This window comes from Mycobacterium barrassiae (genome assembly GCF_025822765.1).
In the GTDB taxonomy this organism is placed as follows: domain Bacteria; phylum Actinomycetota; class Actinomycetes; order Mycobacteriales; family Mycobacteriaceae; genus Mycobacterium; species Mycobacterium barrassiae.
This window is the reverse complement of the sequence record NZ_JACKUK010000025.1, coordinates 34,554-50,796: the sequence shown is the minus strand read 5'-3', so window position 1 is coordinate 50,796 and position 16,243 is coordinate 34,554. Positions and strand designations below refer to the sequence as shown.

At 65.2% G+C, this 16,243-nt stretch carries 22 protein-coding genes; 12 read left to right on the top strand and 10 right to left on the bottom strand.

The window, feature by feature from the left end:
* Positions 1-14: 14 nt before the first annotated feature.
* The gene (puuE, locus tag H7J93_RS14860) at positions 15-902 is read left to right on the top strand and encodes an allantoinase PuuE (RefSeq protein WP_267307355.1); all 888 of its coding nucleotides are present in this window, start codon (positions 15-17) and stop codon (positions 900-902) included.
* Here the strand turns inward: puuE and H7J93_RS14855 are convergent.
* The 6 genes from H7J93_RS14855 to H7J93_RS14830 form a co-directional block, all read right to left on the bottom strand.
* Positions 884-1,600, bottom strand: coding sequence for an aspartate/glutamate racemase family protein (locus tag H7J93_RS14855; RefSeq protein WP_308204917.1), 717 nt, complete (start codon positions 1,598-1,600; stop codon positions 884-886). The genes puuE and H7J93_RS14855 overlap by 19 nt on opposite strands.
* Positions 1,597-3,150 carry an NCS1 family nucleobase:cation symporter-1 gene (locus tag H7J93_RS14850; RefSeq protein WP_267307073.1) on the bottom strand — a complete coding sequence of 518 codons (1,554 nt, stop codon included), beginning with the start codon at positions 3,148-3,150 and terminating at the stop codon, positions 1,597-1,599. The genes H7J93_RS14855 and H7J93_RS14850 overlap by 4 nt, the downstream gene beginning before the upstream one ends.
* Positions 3,151-3,203: 53 nt before the next feature.
* Positions 3,204-3,923, bottom strand: coding sequence for a GntR family transcriptional regulator (locus H7J93_RS14845; protein WP_267307072.1), 720 nt, complete (start codon positions 3,921-3,923; stop codon positions 3,204-3,206).
* A 92-nt stretch (positions 3,924-4,015) separates the two neighbouring features.
* Positions 4,016-4,459 (bottom strand): SRPBCC family protein, encoded by a 444-nt coding sequence (locus tag H7J93_RS14840; protein ID WP_267307071.1) that lies wholly within the window; start codon positions 4,457-4,459, stop codon positions 4,016-4,018.
* A gap of 56 nt (positions 4,460-4,515) precedes the next feature.
* A complete protein-coding gene (locus H7J93_RS14835; protein WP_267307070.1) occupies positions 4,516-5,595 on the bottom strand; it encodes a CaiB/BaiF CoA transferase family protein in 1,080 nt (359 codons plus the stop codon).
* A gap of 8 nt (positions 5,596-5,603) precedes the next feature.
* Entirely contained in the window at positions 5,604-6,047 is a 444-nt protein-coding gene (locus H7J93_RS14830) for an SRPBCC family protein (protein ID WP_267307069.1), read from the bottom strand.
* A gap of 31 nt (positions 6,048-6,078) precedes the next feature.
* On the opposite strand from H7J93_RS14830, the gene H7J93_RS14825 reads away from it, so the two are divergent.
* The 3 genes from H7J93_RS14825 (at position 6,079) to H7J93_RS14815 (ending at position 7,162) form a co-directional block, all read left to right on the top strand.
* Entirely contained in the window at positions 6,079-6,522 is a 444-nt protein-coding gene (locus H7J93_RS14825) for a nuclear transport factor 2 family protein (RefSeq protein ID WP_267307068.1), read from the top strand.
* 110 nt (positions 6,523-6,632) lie between these two features.
* The gene (locus tag H7J93_RS14820; protein ID WP_267307067.1) at positions 6,633-6,986 is read left to right on the top strand and encodes a UBP-type zinc finger domain-containing protein; all 354 of its coding nucleotides are present in this window, start codon (positions 6,633-6,635) and stop codon (positions 6,984-6,986) included.
* 20 nt (positions 6,987-7,006) lie between these two features.
* The gene (locus tag H7J93_RS14815; protein ID WP_267307066.1) at positions 7,007-7,162 is read left to right on the top strand and encodes a hypothetical protein; all 156 of its coding nucleotides are present in this window, start codon (positions 7,007-7,009) and stop codon (positions 7,160-7,162) included.
* Positions 7,163-7,218: 56 nt separating this feature from the next.
* On the opposite strand, the gene H7J93_RS14810 is transcribed toward H7J93_RS14815, so the two are convergent.
* The 3 genes from H7J93_RS14810 to H7J93_RS14800 are packed head-to-tail and all read right to left on the bottom strand — an operon-like array spanning position 7,219 to position 10,452.
* Entirely contained in the window at positions 7,219-8,202 is a 984-nt protein-coding gene (locus H7J93_RS14810) for an NAD-dependent epimerase/dehydratase family protein (RefSeq protein ID WP_267307065.1), read from the bottom strand.
* 44 nt (positions 8,203-8,246) lie between these two features.
* Positions 8,247-9,809 (bottom strand): phytoene desaturase family protein, encoded by a 1,563-nt coding sequence (locus tag H7J93_RS14805; protein WP_267307064.1) that lies wholly within the window; start codon positions 9,807-9,809, stop codon positions 8,247-8,249.
* A gap of 49 nt (positions 9,810-9,858) precedes the next feature.
* A complete protein-coding gene (locus tag H7J93_RS14800) occupies positions 9,859-10,452 on the bottom strand; it encodes a TetR/AcrR family transcriptional regulator (RefSeq protein ID WP_267307063.1) in 594 nt (197 codons plus the stop codon).
* Positions 10,453-10,522: 70 nt separating this feature from the next.
* Here H7J93_RS14800 and H7J93_RS14795 point away from each other — a divergent pair, with 70 nt between their 5' ends.
* From H7J93_RS14795 to H7J93_RS14770, 6 genes are all read left to right on the top strand, one after another.
* Complete coding sequence (locus tag H7J93_RS14795; RefSeq protein ID WP_267307062.1) at positions 10,523-11,014, top strand: DUF2834 domain-containing protein; 492 nt, start codon at positions 10,523-10,525, stop codon at positions 11,012-11,014.
* 28 nt (positions 11,015-11,042) lie between these two features.
* The gene (locus H7J93_RS14790) at positions 11,043-11,498 is read left to right on the top strand and encodes an ester cyclase (protein WP_267307061.1); all 456 of its coding nucleotides are present in this window, start codon (positions 11,043-11,045) and stop codon (positions 11,496-11,498) included.
* Complete coding sequence (locus H7J93_RS14785; protein WP_267307060.1) at positions 11,495-12,280, top strand: MBL fold metallo-hydrolase; 786 nt, start codon at positions 11,495-11,497, stop codon at positions 12,278-12,280. Before H7J93_RS14790 ends, H7J93_RS14785 begins: the two co-directional genes overlap by 4 nt.
* Positions 12,281-12,282: 2 nt before the next feature.
* Positions 12,283-13,287: a synaptic vesicle VAT-1 family membrane protein gene (locus H7J93_RS14780; protein ID WP_267307059.1), complete on the top strand. Its 1,005-nt coding sequence runs from the start codon at positions 12,283-12,285 to the stop codon at positions 13,285-13,287.
* 416 nt (positions 13,288-13,703) lie between these two features.
* Positions 13,704-14,006, top strand: a complete 303-nt coding sequence (locus tag H7J93_RS14775; protein WP_267307058.1) for a hypothetical protein — start codon at positions 13,704-13,706, stop codon at positions 14,004-14,006.
* 14 nt (positions 14,007-14,020) lie between these two features.
* A complete protein-coding gene (locus H7J93_RS14770) occupies positions 14,021-14,578 on the top strand; it encodes a hypothetical protein (RefSeq protein ID WP_276022015.1) in 558 nt (185 codons plus the stop codon).
* A 156-nt stretch (positions 14,579-14,734) separates the two neighbouring features.
* Here the strand turns inward: H7J93_RS14770 and H7J93_RS14765 are convergent, their stop codons facing one another.
* A complete protein-coding gene (locus tag H7J93_RS14765; protein WP_267307056.1) occupies positions 14,735-15,076 on the bottom strand; it encodes a hypothetical protein in 342 nt (113 codons plus the stop codon).
* A gap of 477 nt (positions 15,077-15,553) precedes the next feature.
* Between H7J93_RS14765 and H7J93_RS14760 the strand changes: the two genes are divergently transcribed.
* Together H7J93_RS14760 and H7J93_RS14755 are read left to right on the top strand one after the other, a co-directional pair.
* Positions 15,554-15,892, top strand: a complete 339-nt coding sequence (locus H7J93_RS14760) for a helix-turn-helix domain-containing protein (protein WP_267307055.1) — start codon at positions 15,554-15,556, stop codon at positions 15,890-15,892.
* On the top strand, positions 15,889-16,239 hold the full coding sequence (locus H7J93_RS14755; RefSeq protein ID WP_267307054.1) for a DUF2742 domain-containing protein: 351 nt from the start codon (positions 15,889-15,891) through the stop codon (positions 16,237-16,239). Before H7J93_RS14760 ends, H7J93_RS14755 begins: the two co-directional genes overlap by 4 nt.
* The last annotated feature ends 4 nt before the right edge of the window (positions 16,240-16,243 follow it).

Below are 16,243 nucleotides of genomic sequence, written 5' to 3'. Positions count from 1 at the left end.
ACTATCCGCGAGACATGGTCGGCTACGGCGCGCACCCACCGCATCCGCGGTGGCCCGGCGACGCAGCCATCGCCGTCTCGTTCGTCCTCAACTACGAGGAGGGAGCCGAGAACTGCGTACTCGACGGCGATGCCGCGTCGGAGACGTTCCTCTCCGAGATCACCCCCGCCGAGCCTTTCGGCGATCGACACATGAGCATGGAGTCGCTCTACGAATACGGCTCGCGGGCCGGATTGTGGCGGATACTGCGGATTTTCGAGGACCGCGGGCTGCCGTTGACGATCTTTGCGGTCGCCAGGGCAATGCAGCGAAACCCGGAAGCCGTCGCGGCCTTCCTCGAGCTCGGCCACGAGATCGCCTGTCACGGGCTGCGGTGGAAGTCCTACCAGCTGATCGACGAGGACACCGAGCGGGCGCACATGGCCGAGGCGGTCGACATCCTCACCGAGCTCACCGGAGCACGCCCGCTCGGGTGGTACACCGGCCGCGATTCACCACACACCCGCGACCTGGTCGTCGAGCACGGCGGATTCGTCTACGACTCGGACTCCTATGCCGACGACCTGCCCTACTGGGTGCGGGTACGCGATACCGACCACCTGGTGGTGCCATACACCCTGGACACCAACGACATGCGCTTCGCATCACCGGCCGGGTTCGCCAACGGTGACGAGTTCTTCGCACACCTGCGTGACGCCTTCGACGTGCTCTACGCCGAAGGCGTTGCGGGTCAACCGAAAATGCTGTCGGTCGGACTGCATTGCCGCCTCGTCGGACGACCGGCACGCGCCGCCTCGCTGCAGCGGTTCCTCGACCACGTCACCGCTCACGATCGCGTCTGGGTGGCGCGACGCATCGAGATCGCGAACCACTGGCGCGCCACTCACCCGCCGAGCGTGTAGTCCTTCGGAGGCGGTGCCGCGAACTCGCCGCGCTTGGACGTGCTCAGTCCCATGGTGACCAGCGACTGCACGATCAGCGTCGCCGCCGTAACGCCGTCGACCACGGGAACGCCGAGCTCGGCCGAGATCGACGCGCACATGTCGGCCATGCCTGCACATCCGAGCACCACGACGTCGGACCCGTCGGATTCGACGGCGTCGCGGCACGCCTCGGTGACGATCTTCTGGGCATCGGGATCGGTCTCGAGATCGAGGACCGCGATCTCGCACGCATGGATACCCCGGCAGAACCGCTGCATCCCATAATGTTCGGCGAGATCGGCGGCGCGCCCCATGGTGCGAGCCAGCGTGGTCACCACGCTGAACCCGCGGCCCAGGTGACTCGCGGTGTGCATGGCGGCCTCCGCGATGCCGACCACCGGACCCCGTGCGACCTCTCGGGCGGCGTCCAGTCCGGGATCACCGAAGCAGGCGATGACGTAGCCGTCCACGCCCTCGCGTTCCCCGCGTTGAATGGCCTGCAGCAGTCCGGGCACGCTCATCGCCTCGTCGTAATGGCTCTCGATCGACGGCGGCCCGTACTCGGAGGTGACGCCGGTGACGGAGGTGCCCGGTGCGACGACGGCCCGAGCGCACTGCTCGATCGTGGCCGTCATCGCCTCGGTGGTGTTCGGGTTGATCACCCAGATTCGTGTCACGACACCGATTCTGCGACCAGTGCGTCGCGGCGTGCCACCAGGGTGTAGAGGACGAACGCCACACCGCAGCCGATGAACCAGCTGTACTGCGCTGCGGTGTGCATACCCACCACCGAGCCGCCGAGCAGCACGGGGATGACGGCCAGCGTGGCGCCGACGACGGTGGCGAGCACCGCGACTCGGTTGTACCCCTTGGTGTACCAGTACTTTCCGGTCGTCTCCATGGTGAAGAGATCATCGACGACGATCTTCTGCTTGCGCACCAGGTAGTAGTCGGCGATCAGCACACCGAACAGCGGGCCGATGAACGCGCCGAGAGTCTCGAGCGTGTAGTGGATGACCTCCGGATTGTTGTAGAGGTTCCACGGGGTGATGAGCACCGAACCGACGGCGGCGATCATGCCGCCTGCGCGCCAGCTGATTCGCTGCGGACTGACATTGGAGAAGTCGAACGCCGGACTGATGAAGTTGGCGACGATGTTGATGCCGATGGTGGCGATCGTGAACGTCAAGGCGCCCAACACGATTGCGAAGGTGCTGTCGATACGGGCCACGGTCTCGACTGGGTCGGTGATCAGCTCGCCGAACACCGGCACGGTGAGCGACGCCGTGACCACGACCAGGATCGAGAAGACCAGGAAGTTGACCGGCAGGCCGAGGAAGTTGCCGCGCTTGACCGCCGCGAACGACTTGCCGTACCGGGAGAAGTCACCGAAGTTGAGCATCGGCCCGGAGAAGTACGACACCACCAGAGCGATCGCACCCAACGTCACCGGCAGCGACGCCCATCCGGTGTAGGTGACCTCGCCGAGGTTGAGATCGATGGCCCCCCAACCGGCTTTGTGGATCAGATATCCGCACAGGATGAACATCACGACGTACACGGCCGGTCCGCAGAAGTCGATGAATTTGCGGATCGATTCCATGCCCCGCCAGAACACGCAGGCCTGCAACACCCACAGCAGCAGGAAGCTGCCCCACCCGAGCAAGGAGAGACCCGCGAATCCGTAGTTTTCGACCACCGCATACGGCATGAGACCGGGAAACAGCTTGAGCAGCACGATATCCAGGGCGGCCGAAGCCAGGTACGTCTGAATGCCGTACCACGCCATGGCGATCAGGCCGCGGATGATCGCCGGAATGTTCGCGCCCAGCACCCCGAACACCGTGCGGCAGATCACCGGATAAGGCACGCCCGCGGCTTGGCTGGGCTTGGCGACCAGGTTGCAGAAGAAGTACACGATGGTGATGCCGACCAGCAGCGCCACCAGCACCTGCCAGCTGGCCAGGCCGAGCGCGAACAGGCTGCCCGCCGTCACGTAGCCGCCGACGCTGTGCACGTCGGACATCCAGAACGCGAAGATGTTGTAGGAGGTCCATGTCTGCTTGCCGAGCGGCGCGAGGTCCTCGTTGGTCAGACGCGGGTCGTAGCCCGGTTTGATGACGCCGCCGCCGACCGGGTGGCCGGCCGCTTCGACGAGGTCGTCCGCGCCGACTACCGCGCCGGGTGGTAGGCCCTTCGTAGTTGCAGATGTCTCGAGGTCGGTCATGCGCGGACGCTATCCACGGCGTATTGCGCCGGGATTTCCTGCGAACTACCCGGCTATTGCGCAGAAGATATATTCGGCGCGACCAGCAGGCCGGTGTCGGTCGGCAGGGTGGCGATCACGGAGTTGAGCCGCTGCGCATGCAGTTCGGCGGTGGTGAGCAATTGCTCGACGTCACCCGCCTGGAACAACTCCACCATCCGGCGATGGTCGGCGTGCAGCGCGGTTCTGTCGTCGGGAGTGACGTGCACCATCGACTGCACGGGTTCGGTCACGTTCCACGCCGACTCGAGCATGTGCATCAGCCTGTGCATGCGCGACGGGCGCGTCAGCGCCAGGTGGAATTCACGACTCTGGCGGTGGTAGGTCACTGGATCGTCGTCACGGATCGCCTGCTCGAGGAGATCGTGGGCGACGAGGACGGCAGCGCGGTCCTCGTCAGTCGCGTTGGCCACCGACGCCGCCAGCGCAGCAGCCTCCAAAGTCTCACGCACGATGTACATCTCGCGCAGTTCCTGCGGAGTGAGTTGGGCGACGGCGTAGCCGAAATTGTTGCGGTGCGAGACGAGTCCTTCGCCGATCAGGGTCTTCAACGCCTCACGGACCGGGATCTGGCTGACGCCGAAAAGGTCGGCGACCTCAGCGAGTGGAATCGGAGTGCCTGGCAGGACGGCACCGTCGAGGATGACGCGACGCAGTTCGTCGAGAATCGCTTGTTGCGACCGGCCGGCGGGATGGGCGGTCAGCCGGTCGACCAGTACCGAGGGGCGCCGCATCCGATCACGGTAGGCAGGCTATATTGCGTCGATGTTGCGGGCGACGGCCCAAAGCGCTTCGAGGTCAGACTCTTCCGTACGCAGCGGACTCGTTACGCGGTGCTGCCCGCCATCACGCGTTGGCGCAGCGCTTCGGTCGCGATGTCGAGCACCATCTGCTTCCCCCGACGGACAAGGAAGCGGGGCACCGGCGCCGCCAGATCGAGAATGATGTCGAACCGCACCCGCGTCTTTCCGTCGCCCTCGCGGACGAGGTTGTACTCGGCATGCTGACCGCGCTGCTGACCGGTTGCGGTCGCATCCCAGACCATCCAGTCGTCACCCCAGTGGTACTCGAGGACCTCCTTGTCGGTGATCCCCATGATCCGGAACGTCGCCTTGACGTGGTGCGGGCGGCCGTCAGGGTGGCGGTCCACGACTTCGGTGTGCTTGTGCAGCGGCGACCACGAGGGCACGGCTTCGATGTCGGCGAGCGCGTCCATGATCGCCTCAGGCGAGGCGTCGAAGACCACCTCTCTGGATGCTCGGACAGTCATAGTGGCAAATCATAGCTACCTTGTTCTCCTCATGTAATGGAATTTGCAGCTAATTTTCACCAAACGATGTCGGAGATCGGAGTGGCCTCTTTGGGCGGGGTTCCGACCGGGCCCGCCGGGGTGCGGGAGAACCGCGGTGCCGGTGCTGCCTGCTCGACACCGTGCGGCGAGATCACCGTTGAGCGCGCCAGGAGATGCTCGTTGTGCGAGGCCTCGGTCCAGGTCAGCACCGGGGTGACACATGCGTCAGTGCCGGCGAAGACGGCGGTCCACTCGTCGCGGGTCCTGCCCGCGAATCGCTCGGTGAAGATCGCACGCATCCGGTCGTAGGCCCCGACGTCGAACTGGTTGGGTACCTCGTCGGGTGACAGCCCGAGGCCCTCGAGAAGTTGCGCGAAGAACTGCGGTTCGATGGCGCCGACGGCCATGTACTTGCCGTCGGATGTCTCGTAGGTGCGGTAGAACGGTGCGCCGCCGTCGAGCAGGAACGACTCGCGCTCGTCTTTCAGTGAACCCGTCGCCTTCATCGTCCACATCATCTGCGCGAGCACGCTGACCCCGTCGACCATGGCGGCGTCGATCACCTGGCCCCTGCCCGACCGTTCCCGTTCGTAGAGCGCGGTGACGATGCCCAGCAACACGAGCATCGACCCGCCGCCGAAATCAGCCACGAAGTTGAGCGGCGCGACGGGCGGCCGGTCACGAAAACCGATGGCGGACAACGCTCCTGTCTGCGACAGGTAGTTGATGTCGTGACCAGCGGTCATCGCCAGCGGGCCGTCCTGTCCCCACCCGGTGATTCGCGCGAAGATCAGCCGCGGGTTGGCGGCGGCGCACTCGTCGGGCCCGATGCCGAGGCGTTCGCAGGTGCCGGGTCGAAAGCAGTCGAGCAGGACGTCGGCCTTGGCGGCCAGGTCGAGCAGGGCCTGCGGCTGCTTCTTGACGTCGAGGTCCACGGTGCGCTTACCGCGGTGCATCAGATCCAGGTGCTCGGGTGGCATCGCGAGACCGCCGGGCCGGCGCAGCCGAACAACATCGGCGCCCAGATCGGCGAGCACCATCCCGGCGTGCGGTCCGGGGCCGATGCCGCCGAGTTCGATGACCTTCACCCCGGCGAGGGGGCCCGTATTCGTCACGCGCCGGCTCAGCTCCCCTTCTTCACCTTCAGCACCTGCTTGCGCAGCCCGTCCGTCGCGGTTTCCATCGCCCCCTTCATCGCCCGCTTGAGGACGAACCCGGGCATCGGCACGGACAGGTCGATGGAGATCTCGAACTTGACCTTGGTTTTGTCGCCGTCAGGGGTCAGCGTGTACGACGCGTCTTGCGACTTGAGCGCACCAGCACTGATCAATGTCCAGCTGGCTTTGTTGTCGGCCCAGGTGTACTCGACGACCTGTTCGTCGGTGATGCCCGCCGACTTCACCTTCATCTTGACCCGGCGCGGCCGTCCGTCGTCATAGGACTCCAACACCTCGGCGCTTTGATACTGCGACGACCAACTCGGCGTGGCTTCGACGTCGGCGATGACGTCGAGGATCTCCTCCGGACTCGCCTCGATCACGACCTCGCGGGAATCGCTGGTAGCCATTTGGCGACGATAGCCCGATACGGTTGTCCACATGGAAATTTGGGAGCTTTCGGCGCGCGAACGCATCAGGGACACGCTGGCCCGCTACAACTGGTCCGGCGACGCGATGCGACTGCCTGAGCTCGCCGAATCCTTCTGCGAGGATGGCGAGCTCGAACTGCGGGGCGGCGGGGCCGTGCGGGGCCGTGCCGCCATCGTCGAGTTCCTCGGCGGCGCGGTCGCATCGCCGAATGCGGCGGCCCAGGAGTCAGGGGTGCGGCGCATTGTCCGCCACAACGTGACCAACGTTCGGTTCACCGAGCTGACACCCGAGCGGGCCCAGGTCGCCTGCTACTTCACCGTCGTCACCGAGATCGGCCTCGACCACTACGGGCGGTATCGCGATGTGTTCGTGCCCGTCGAGGACGAGTGGCTGATTCAGCACCGCTTCGTCTCGACCGACTGGCACGCGCCGAACTCGACGATGGCCGGTTAGAACCGGCTCGGAGGCGCCGAGTTCCGCCGCGCCATCCGGCAGTCGATTCGAATCTTGTTGAATTTAAGGCTTGCCCGCGAATGGCGCCGAAATCGGTAGGCTCATTGGCTATGAGCGACGCCGTCGACCCGACCGTTCCGCCGAGCGGCACCGGGTGCGTGGAGTGCGATGCGGTCGGCGGCTGGTGGGTGCATCTTCGTCGCTGCGCGGCGTGCGGGCATATCGGTTGCTGTGACGACTCGCTGGCCCGCCACGCGACGGCGCACTGGCGCAGCAGCGGGCATCCTGTCATCCGCTCGTTCGAACCCGGTGAGGACTGGTTCTGGAATTACGACACCAACTCCTATTACGACGGTCCGAAACTCGCGCCGCCCGACAATCATCCCGACGACCAGCCCGCTCCGGGACCTGCTGATCGCGTCCCCAAGGACTGGATGGTTCAGCTTCGGAGTCGTCGCGACTGAGTTTGGGTACTCGGGCGGTCATGACGAACAGCAAGTCCGACAAGCCCAAGACCGCTGAGACCGACATCGGTTCCTCGAAGGCAGACGACGACGTCGAGAGTGACCCGGCCCGGGGCGGCGAAGGCGTCGACTGGTCCGACGAGGGCGGTGCCACGCCCAGCGGCCCCGCGACCTAGCGACGGACCTCCGCTAACGGGTTGATTCCACGCACCTGGTGCACGCGATCAACCCGTTAGTCGAGGCTGTCCGCAAGCGCCGACAGCGTCTCGGCCGCAGTGTATTTCGGCGTCCACCCGAGTTGGGTCTTCGCTTTGCTCGTGTCCATGACGACCGGCGTGCGGCTGGCATGCAGCCATTCCAACGCAGACGGAATGAAGGGAAGCCTGGCCATGACCTCCGACGCAACCGTCGCCGCGACTCTGGGCACCGGCACGGGTCGGGCGCCAAGCTCCTCGGCCACTGTGGAGATCGAGACCACCCCATCTCCGGCCAAGTTGTAGGCACCGGGAGGAGCCGACGTGGTCGCGGCCAAGGCGATCGCCGAGGCGACATCGTCGTGATGGGCAAGTTGCAGCGGGACGCCGGGATCGGGAAGCAGCGGTTTGAGCAGTGGCAGCACACTCGTCGCGCGCTTCACGGGCCCGGGCAGCTGATTCCACGGCATGACGTCGGCCAGCGCATGCGCTTTGGGTCCGGCGACGATGCACGGGCGCAGCACATAGACCTCCAGCGACGAGCCGGCAACGATGTCCTGCAGCGCGGCTTCGCACGCGGACTTCTGCTCGGAGTAGTAGTGCTCGGGCGAGCCGCGCGGCGGCACATCTTCGGTGATGGGTATCGGATTGTCGGAGTGGTAGCCGTAGGCGGCCACCGAGGACGTGTAGACCAGTCGGCGGGACCGTTGAGCCGCGACCGTCGCCTCGAAGACGTTGCGGGTGCCCGCAAGGTTGACCCGGCTGCTCTCCTTGCGCGATCCCATGATGATGAACGCGAGGTGGACGACCACGTCGGCGTCGACGACCAGTTCGTCGACCTGCTCGCGCACGGTGATGTCACCCTGCCGGTACTCGGTCTTGGTCCAGCCTTGGGCCGCCGGGTCGAACGGCCGGCGCGCCATCCCTATGATTCGGTCGATGCCGGGGTCACGTTCGAGTTCGGTGACCGCCGAGATGCCGATTTCGCCCGTTGGACCGGTGACCGCGACGGTGAGCCCCATGTCGCTTGGATGCCCGTCGGCGGTGGATCGAAAACCCGCAGCGTCTACGACGCGTCGGCCAGCGCCTGCTTCGCCGCGTTGTAACCGGGTACGAACGTGATGCCGGGGCCGCCGTGACATCCGGCGCTGCCGAGATACAGGCCGTCGATCGGGATCGGTTGATCGACATAGCCTTTCGGACCCGGCCGGTTCGGCCCGATCTGATCCGGGTGGATGAGCCCGTGACAGTAGTCGCCGCCGGGCGCACCGAACATGGTGCCCATGTGCTTGGGGGTGAAGGTGGTGTGCTTGAGGATCAGGCTCTCGAAGTTCGGGGCGAGTCGGGTGATCTTGTCGATCACCCGCTGACCCATCTCGGCCTTCATCTCGCCGTAGCTCTTCTCCGACTCCTCGATCGGGAACCACAGCGAGAACGCCGACGCGGCGTGCTTGCCCGGCGGCGCCAGGCTCGGGTCGTTGACCGACGGAATCTGCAATGCGATCGAGGGATCGGCGGGCACGACCCCGTGCCGGCAGTCCTCCCACTGCTGCTGCAATTCCTCAGGGGTGGAGAAGATTCCGATGTTCGACTGCATCGCCGGATCGTTGAGCAGTTCGTAGGGCGCCGCGAATTCCGGGATGCCGTCGAGCGCGAAATGCATCTGCAGGTAGCTGCCGCGGTGGTCCTGACGTGAGAAGCGTTCCCTAATGTCTGCAGGCAGCGCGGCGGGGTCGACCATTCCGTTGATCGTGAGATCCGGTGCGATACCGGAGATCACGATCGGCGCGGTGATGACGGAGCCGCCCTCCAGCCGGATTCCGGTCACCCGACCGTCGGCGACCAGAATCTCCTCGACCTTGGCGCGCAGTCGCAACTCACCGCCATTGGAGGTGAATACATCGCACAGATGCGAGGTCAGTGCACCGATGCCGCCCTCGAGCTTCTTGACGAGCAGCGCGTTCTCGTCGGGAACGGCGAATCCGTAGGCCAACGCCGCCGCGGTGCCGGGGGTTGCCGGGCCACGGTAGGTGGTGTTGCACGCCAGCAGTGAGAGCATGCCGCGCAGTGCGCCGTGCTTCTCCTTGTCCGGCAGATACCGGTCGATCACATCGGTGACCGAGCCGAACAGCAGATCGGTGATCGTCGAACGTTCGAATTCGTTTGTTGCACAGTCATACATCTCGTCGAGCGTCTTCGGCGGCTGGCCCGCGTCGAACCGCCCGAGCGCCCGGGTCGGCGCTTGACACCACGCCAGCAGGCCCGCCATCCCGTTGACGGCCTCCGCGCCGTGCACCTCGTTGATGTGGGTCATGAGTTTCATCGGATCGGTGTAGTAGACGAGTGGTTCGTCACCGACACCGCGAAGGGACACCGACATCACGTCGAGGTCGACGGTCGGCAACTCGTCGAGCCCGAGCTCGCGGCTGACGACTGCCGACGTCGGGATCTGCACCGACCCGGCGATCTCGAAGTTGAAGCCATCGAACAGCTCGACGGTGGAAGCCATCCCCCCGGCATAGAGCTTGAAATCGAGGCAGAGCGTGCGCAGCCCCGCCTTCTGCAGCAGTGCGGCGGCGGTCAGTCCGTTGTGTCCCGCGCCGACGACGATCGCATCGAAGTTCGTCATGCGCTGAGGCTGGCATGCAGCCAACGTTTTGTCAATATTGACAAAACTTTCAGCTGATCCCCTTGGCGAGCGTGTCCAGTGCCTCCCGGGTCAGTCGTGACAACTCGGGCAGCGAGCGTTCCTCGCCGAGCATCCACACCTCCATCGCGCCGAACACCGCCGCCGCGATGCACCGCGCGGTGACCGCGATCCGCATACGTTCGTCGGTGCCCGGCGCGGGCGGATCCACCTCGGTGAGGTGCTGGTCGATGGCCTGGGCGAAATCGGCCTCGACCTGCCGGATGTGCCGGACGATCCGGTCGGGTTCGATTTCCTGGGCGCGAAGCGCGGCCGTCTGCGCGACGGCCCAGTCGTCGTACGGCCGCGCCATGATCGCCGAGTGCACCGCATCGATGATCGATTCGTCGGGAGCGCGTTCGGACAGCGCGGCCCGAAACCATTGCAGGCCTGCGTAATCGGCGAACAACAGGTCGTGCTTGGACGCGAAGTGCCGGTAGAACGTGCGCAGCGAGACGCCGGCGTCGGCGGCGATCTGCTCGGCAGACGTTTCCTCGAACCCCTGGGCCAGGAACCGCACCACGGCAGCCTGCCGCAGCGCCTCACGTGTGCGCTCACTTCGTGCTGTCTGGGCGGGGCGAACCATGGGAGAAAACTACCGCACCCAGTTATGTCAATATTGACAAAACTCGGGATGCCGGTGCGACACTGCTCCCATGGTTTCGCTGATCGTCCACCTTGTCCTCGCGTTCGCGACGATGGCCGTCATCGTCAAGACCAATCCCGCGATCTTCGCCCGCTACTCCTCCGGACCACAGGTGACCGGGCTCGAACTCTTCTATTACGTCGCGGGCCTCGCGACGGTCGTGCTCGGCTACTACTTCAACAATCAGTACGTGGCCGACTACGCACCACCCGGCGGCGTGCACAACTTCATCTGGGGTCCCGGAAGCTGGTGGGAGTTCATCACGCTCGGATATGCGAACTCCGCTGCCAGCTCGGCAAGCCAGGACTACACCGTCATGAGTGTCCTGCTCTTCCCGGTGTGGTCGATCATCGACGGCCGCCGGCGCGGCATCAAACACCCCTGGCTCTTCTGCGGGTTCATTCTGTTCGCCAGCTCGGCGTTCGCGTGGGCGGCCTACCTCGCCGCAGCTGAGCGTCAGCACAGGCATCAACAGCTCGGGGCACTTCAATCCGCGGTCTGACACATAAGCGGCGGCATACAGTTCACGAATGATCTCCGACGATCTGCGTGACCGCCGCCTCGCGGTGATCCGAGAGCACATGGACACCGAGGTGACGAAGGAGTTCGACCGCACCCTGGCCACCTTTAACGGCCATCCGCACTACGAGATCATGGCCACCGGCCAAGTGTTCGACGGCGACGACGAGGTCATGGGCTACTACTTGACCACCCGAACCGCTTTCCCGGACCAGCGCCACGACAACGTCCGCTGCCACGTCGCCGACGACGCCGTCATCGTCGAATTCGACCTGCTGGGAACGAATCTCGGCGAGTTCTACGGTCTGTCGCCGACAGGCAAGGCCTTCCGGGTGCCGATCATCGCGGTGTTCGCCTTCGAGGGTGACCGCATCGTCAACGAACGCATCTACTTCGACTCGGCCAGCCTGGTCACGCAGATCGGACGCGGCGAGCTACTCGCCATGGTGGGAACGGGAGAGCTGTGAAAGTCCACCATCTCAACTGCGGGACGATGAACCCGTACGGTGCCCCGAGGATCGTCTGCCACGTCCTGCTCGTCGAGACCGACAACGGTCTCGTCCTCGTCGACACCGGATTCGGCTCGCACGACTGCAACCACCACGCCCGGATCGGACCGACGCGCCATCTCTTCAAGCCGACGTTCGACCACGACGAAACGGCCCTGCGCCAGGTGGAGCGTCTCGGCTTCACCCGCGCCGACGTCCGCCACATCGTCGTCACGCATTTCGACATGGACCACATCGGCGGGATCTCCGACTTCCCCGACGCGCAGATCCACGTGACCGCCGCCGAGGTGCTCGGCGCAGTGCGCGAACCGACGTTTCGGGAGAAGACCCGCTTCCGCGCCGCCCAGTGGGCGCACGGACCCAAGCTCGTCGAGCACGATCCCGCCGGGGAGAAGTGGCGGGGCTTTGCGGCCGCCAAGGAGCTCGACGAGATCGCGCCGGGGATCGTGCTGATATCGCTGCCCGGTCATACCCGGGGGCACGCGTGCATCGCCGTCGACGCCGGGCACCGCTGGGTGCTGCACTGCGGGGACGCCTTCTATCACCACGGCACCCTGGACGGACATTCGAAGGTGCCGGGCCCGATCAAGGCCATCGAGCCTCTGCTCGCCTTCGATCGAAAGAAGGTGGCGGACAACCACGCTCGCCTCACCGAGCTGTACCGGCGCCGGGAGCCCGACCTGTTGATGGTCTGCGCCCACGACGCGACCCTGTTCGAGCAGGCGAAGGCGACGGAGTAGCCGTGCGCGCGGTCGTCATCACCAAGCACGGCGATCTCTCGGTGCTGAAGGTCCAAGAGCGGCCAGACCCACCACCGCCGGCGGCCGGCGAGGTGCGCGTGGCAGTCCGTGCCGCGGGCGTGAACTTCGCCGATCATCTCGCCCGGGTCGGCCTCTACCCCGAGGCGCCGAAGCCGCCGTGCGTCGTCGGTTACGAGGTGTCGGGCACCATCGAGGCGGTTGGTGCGGGAGTCGATGCGGCACGCGTTGCCGAAAGGGTTTTGGCTGGAACGCGTTTCGGCGGTTACGCCGAGATCGTCAACGTCAAGGCTGCCGACACGGTGCCGCTGCCGGAGACCCTCACGTTCGAGCAGGGCGCGGCCGTACCGGTCAACTACGCGACCGCGTGGGCGGCACTGTACGGGTACGGATCGCTGCGGGCCGGTGAACGGATACTCATCCATGCGGCGGCGGGTGGCGTCGGTATCGCGGCGATCCAGCTCGCCAAACCCGCCGGCGTCGAAATCCACGGCACCGCATCACCAGGCAAGCATCAGAGGCTGACCGAGATGGGGGTCGACCGCACCATCGACTACCGGCGCGACGGGTGGTGGAAGGATCTGCCGCCGTACGACATCGTGCTCGACGCCATCGGGGGCGCGTCGCTACGCCGGTCGTACAACCTGCTGCGGCCCGGCGGCAGGCTGGTGGCGTACGGCATCTCGGCGTTGCAGCAGGGCGAAAAGCGTTCCCTGCGTACCGCGCTACCGCAGCTGCTGCCGATGCTGCGTGGGTTCAACCTGACCAAACAGCTGTCGGAGTCCAAGGCCGTCATCGGGCTGAACATGCTGGCGCTGTGGGACGACCGCAGCACCCTCGAGCCCTGGATCGGTCCGCTGCAGGAGGCGCTGGCCGACGGCGTCGTGTCGCCGGTGGTGCATGCCGCGGTGCCGTTCGACAATGCGGCCGAGGCGCATCGCATCCTCGCCGCGCGCGAGAACGTCGGGAAGGTCGTACTGGTGCCCTGATCCAGCGGTTCTGGTACGTCGCAGTACCGGAGTGGAGGGGTGCGGAGATTGCGGCGGAAACCGCCTTTGAGTGGCCAGGGCCGGGATCGAACCGGCGACCTTCCGCTTTTAGGTTGACGATTCTTGACGCGCCGCAACGATTGCCGAAAGTGCCTTTCTACCTGCACGATCCCCTTCACAGTTTGCTCGCTGGGTGCCGACGATTCTCGGTGTGTCGCGGGCATTTCAGACGAATATGCGTCAACTGGAAAATGGGGCGAAGTCCGTCACCCGCTGTCGTGGCAGGACGCAGGCCGCTGCTGGCGGGCCCAACCACGCTATTGAAGCGCCTCACAAACCTTACAGTTCAAACCTGTAGTTACATTACACGGACATCCTGTATTGTGGGTGGCTCAGACGAGAGATTGAGCCACCCGATGAAGCTCTACAAAGGCATGGCGGAGTACTACGCCGACCTGGCGAAGAAGAATGAGCCGGCCCGACACCAGCCGACCCGGTACTTTAACGTCGCCGAGTTCGCGCAGCGGATCGGTGTCGAGCCGAACACGTTGAGCCGCTACAGGCTGCCGCCGGCGGATGCGGTGATCGGGCCGATCAACTCGGACGGCACTCTGCCGCGGGGAACGCTGCGCGGCTGGCTCGCGTCGACGATCGACGAGTGGAACATCAACCGGCCCGGGCGGGGTGCCCGTACAGACCTTGTTGACCCAGCTGATTAGGGTTCTCGCACGTGATGACAGCATGGGGTGACGAGAGCGGCTCGATCCCCAAACTTGACCCGGGCGCCTACATGCTCGGCGCCACCCTCTGCGACGAGGACGACGTACCCGAGCTGCGCAAAATGATGGAAGCGCTGCGGATGATCGGCGAGAAGAAGCTGCACTGGCACGGCAGCAGCGACGAGCGCCGCCACGAGCTGGTCCAAACCGTCGCCCAGCTGCCCGTCGCCGGGTTCGTCGTCGTCCACGTCGAGCAGGATGCCAGCGACAAGCGGCACCGCCGCAAATGCCTCGAGTTTCTGCTGCCCCATCTCGCGGAAATGCCCTGCTCAACCATCACATTTGAGTCGCGCCACACGCTCGACGCCAGCGACCTGCACACTCTGCAACTTCTGCGGTCCGGCCGTGCCATCACCCCGACCCTGCGGATCGATCACGCCGTAGGCCGCGTCGAGCCTGCCCTGTGGGCATCGGACATCGTGTGCGGTGCAGTTGTCCAGTCGCGCGTGGGGAACCCCGCCTACCTGGACATTCTCGGGTCAACCGTGGAAATCCACACCATTAGCCCCTGAAAGCCGCGAGCCACAGGCCTCGTCGTCCGGCGAGTTATCCTGTGGCTCACTTCCGATCCCACCGCAATGGGATGGCTACGAGAGCAAGTCTAGGGCTAATGCCTACCAACGTCAACCAACGCCAACCAACGTCAACCAACGTCAACCAACGTCAACTCAGCAGGGAACGGTTTCGCGGTCCAACGATTTGATGCTGAAGCCAGTGAAGTCCGAAAGGGTGACCGGTGCTTGCGGCCATCCCGGCGTGTGCGCGCCCATCCCGTGAGCTGCCGACCGCACGGTGGTGGCGACGTGGCCGCACACCTGCATCGTGTCGGCGTCGCTGACCGTTGACAGCGCCAACGTGAGATGACCGGTCTTGCTGGCAAACGTGTACATCACTTCGCCGTCGTGATCTTTGTCCAAGACGGACGCGAGCTCCTCCACGAACGCCACCAAGTCGGCGTCGGGTGAGCCGGATACCAGCAAGCTCATCTCGACCCAGTAGGTCGTGCTCATGTCATTCACCTCACTGAAAACACGTCGTGTTTCGTATTACGCGGATGTACTTCTCCAGCACATCCGGCAAACATGGGTTCAATATAACCCGGCCGCGATGTTCCTCGGCGCAGTTGCAGATTACATATGCGTATTCGCCCACCCGCTTCTCCAGCTCCCAACCAGCCTTTTCTAGGGCCCGTAAGAACTGCTTGACGGCCGGATAGCAGTCGATATCGCTGCTCCACCCCGCCATTCTGCAACCGTAATGGTTCCATCCCGTTCTCCTGCCGCAACCCCCAAGGCGCCCTTTCGTGTGTCGAAAAACATACCCAGGTAGCGGCCCCCTCAATCGTTGCCGCCTGCACTGGGCCGTCGCGCTGATCAGGGCAGATGGCGTGTCAGGACGGCTCGACCCGGCCCCGGTGACATCAAAGCCGGTAGCCGCTGCACCCCGCACCCTCACACTCCACCAATCGACGTGAAAGGACCACGAGAATGCGGAGCACCCCAACTGCACCGAAATACCTATTTACCGTTGCTGAGGCCGCGGACCAGTGCGGCGTCTCGGCGTGGACGATCCGCGATTGGCTACGGCAAGGGAAGCTTCCCGCCGTCAAGGTAGGCCGATCAAGGAACGCGCCCGTCCGGATCAAGGCGAGCGACATCGACGCCATGCTGATCCCGTATGTCCCCAGCGGCGCGCGCGCCAATCGTCAACGCGACGAGGCCGCGTCCAAGGAACTGCAGATCCCTCTTTCTGGGCAAGGCCTAGCCCCGCCAGATAGTCCTGCGCCGGCTAACGATCACATCGGCGACGTGAGCCACCGCGAATGACTACCGGACTGCCGCCGTCAGCACCGGACAATCCGGGCGCCCAGCAAGTCAGCTGGTGGTCGGTGCACGAATTCGTCGACGCAGTCCTCAAACAAGTCAACGACTGGCCGATGCTCGGCACCCCCGCCTGGTGCTCACTAGCCCACGACGACCCACGCCGGTGGGCTGCGATTCTCGACGGCGCCCAACACCACGCGCTGCGCATCGAGACCGCGCAGGCCGCGCGCGCTGACGCGAGCCGAGCTGTCGCGGCCGCCCCCGACTGGCGGGCAGTCAGCCGCGACGTTCAACACCGAGCCCACTTCCGCGCATCACGGCCGTGGGCGGTCCGAGCTCCAAGCAACTGACGCC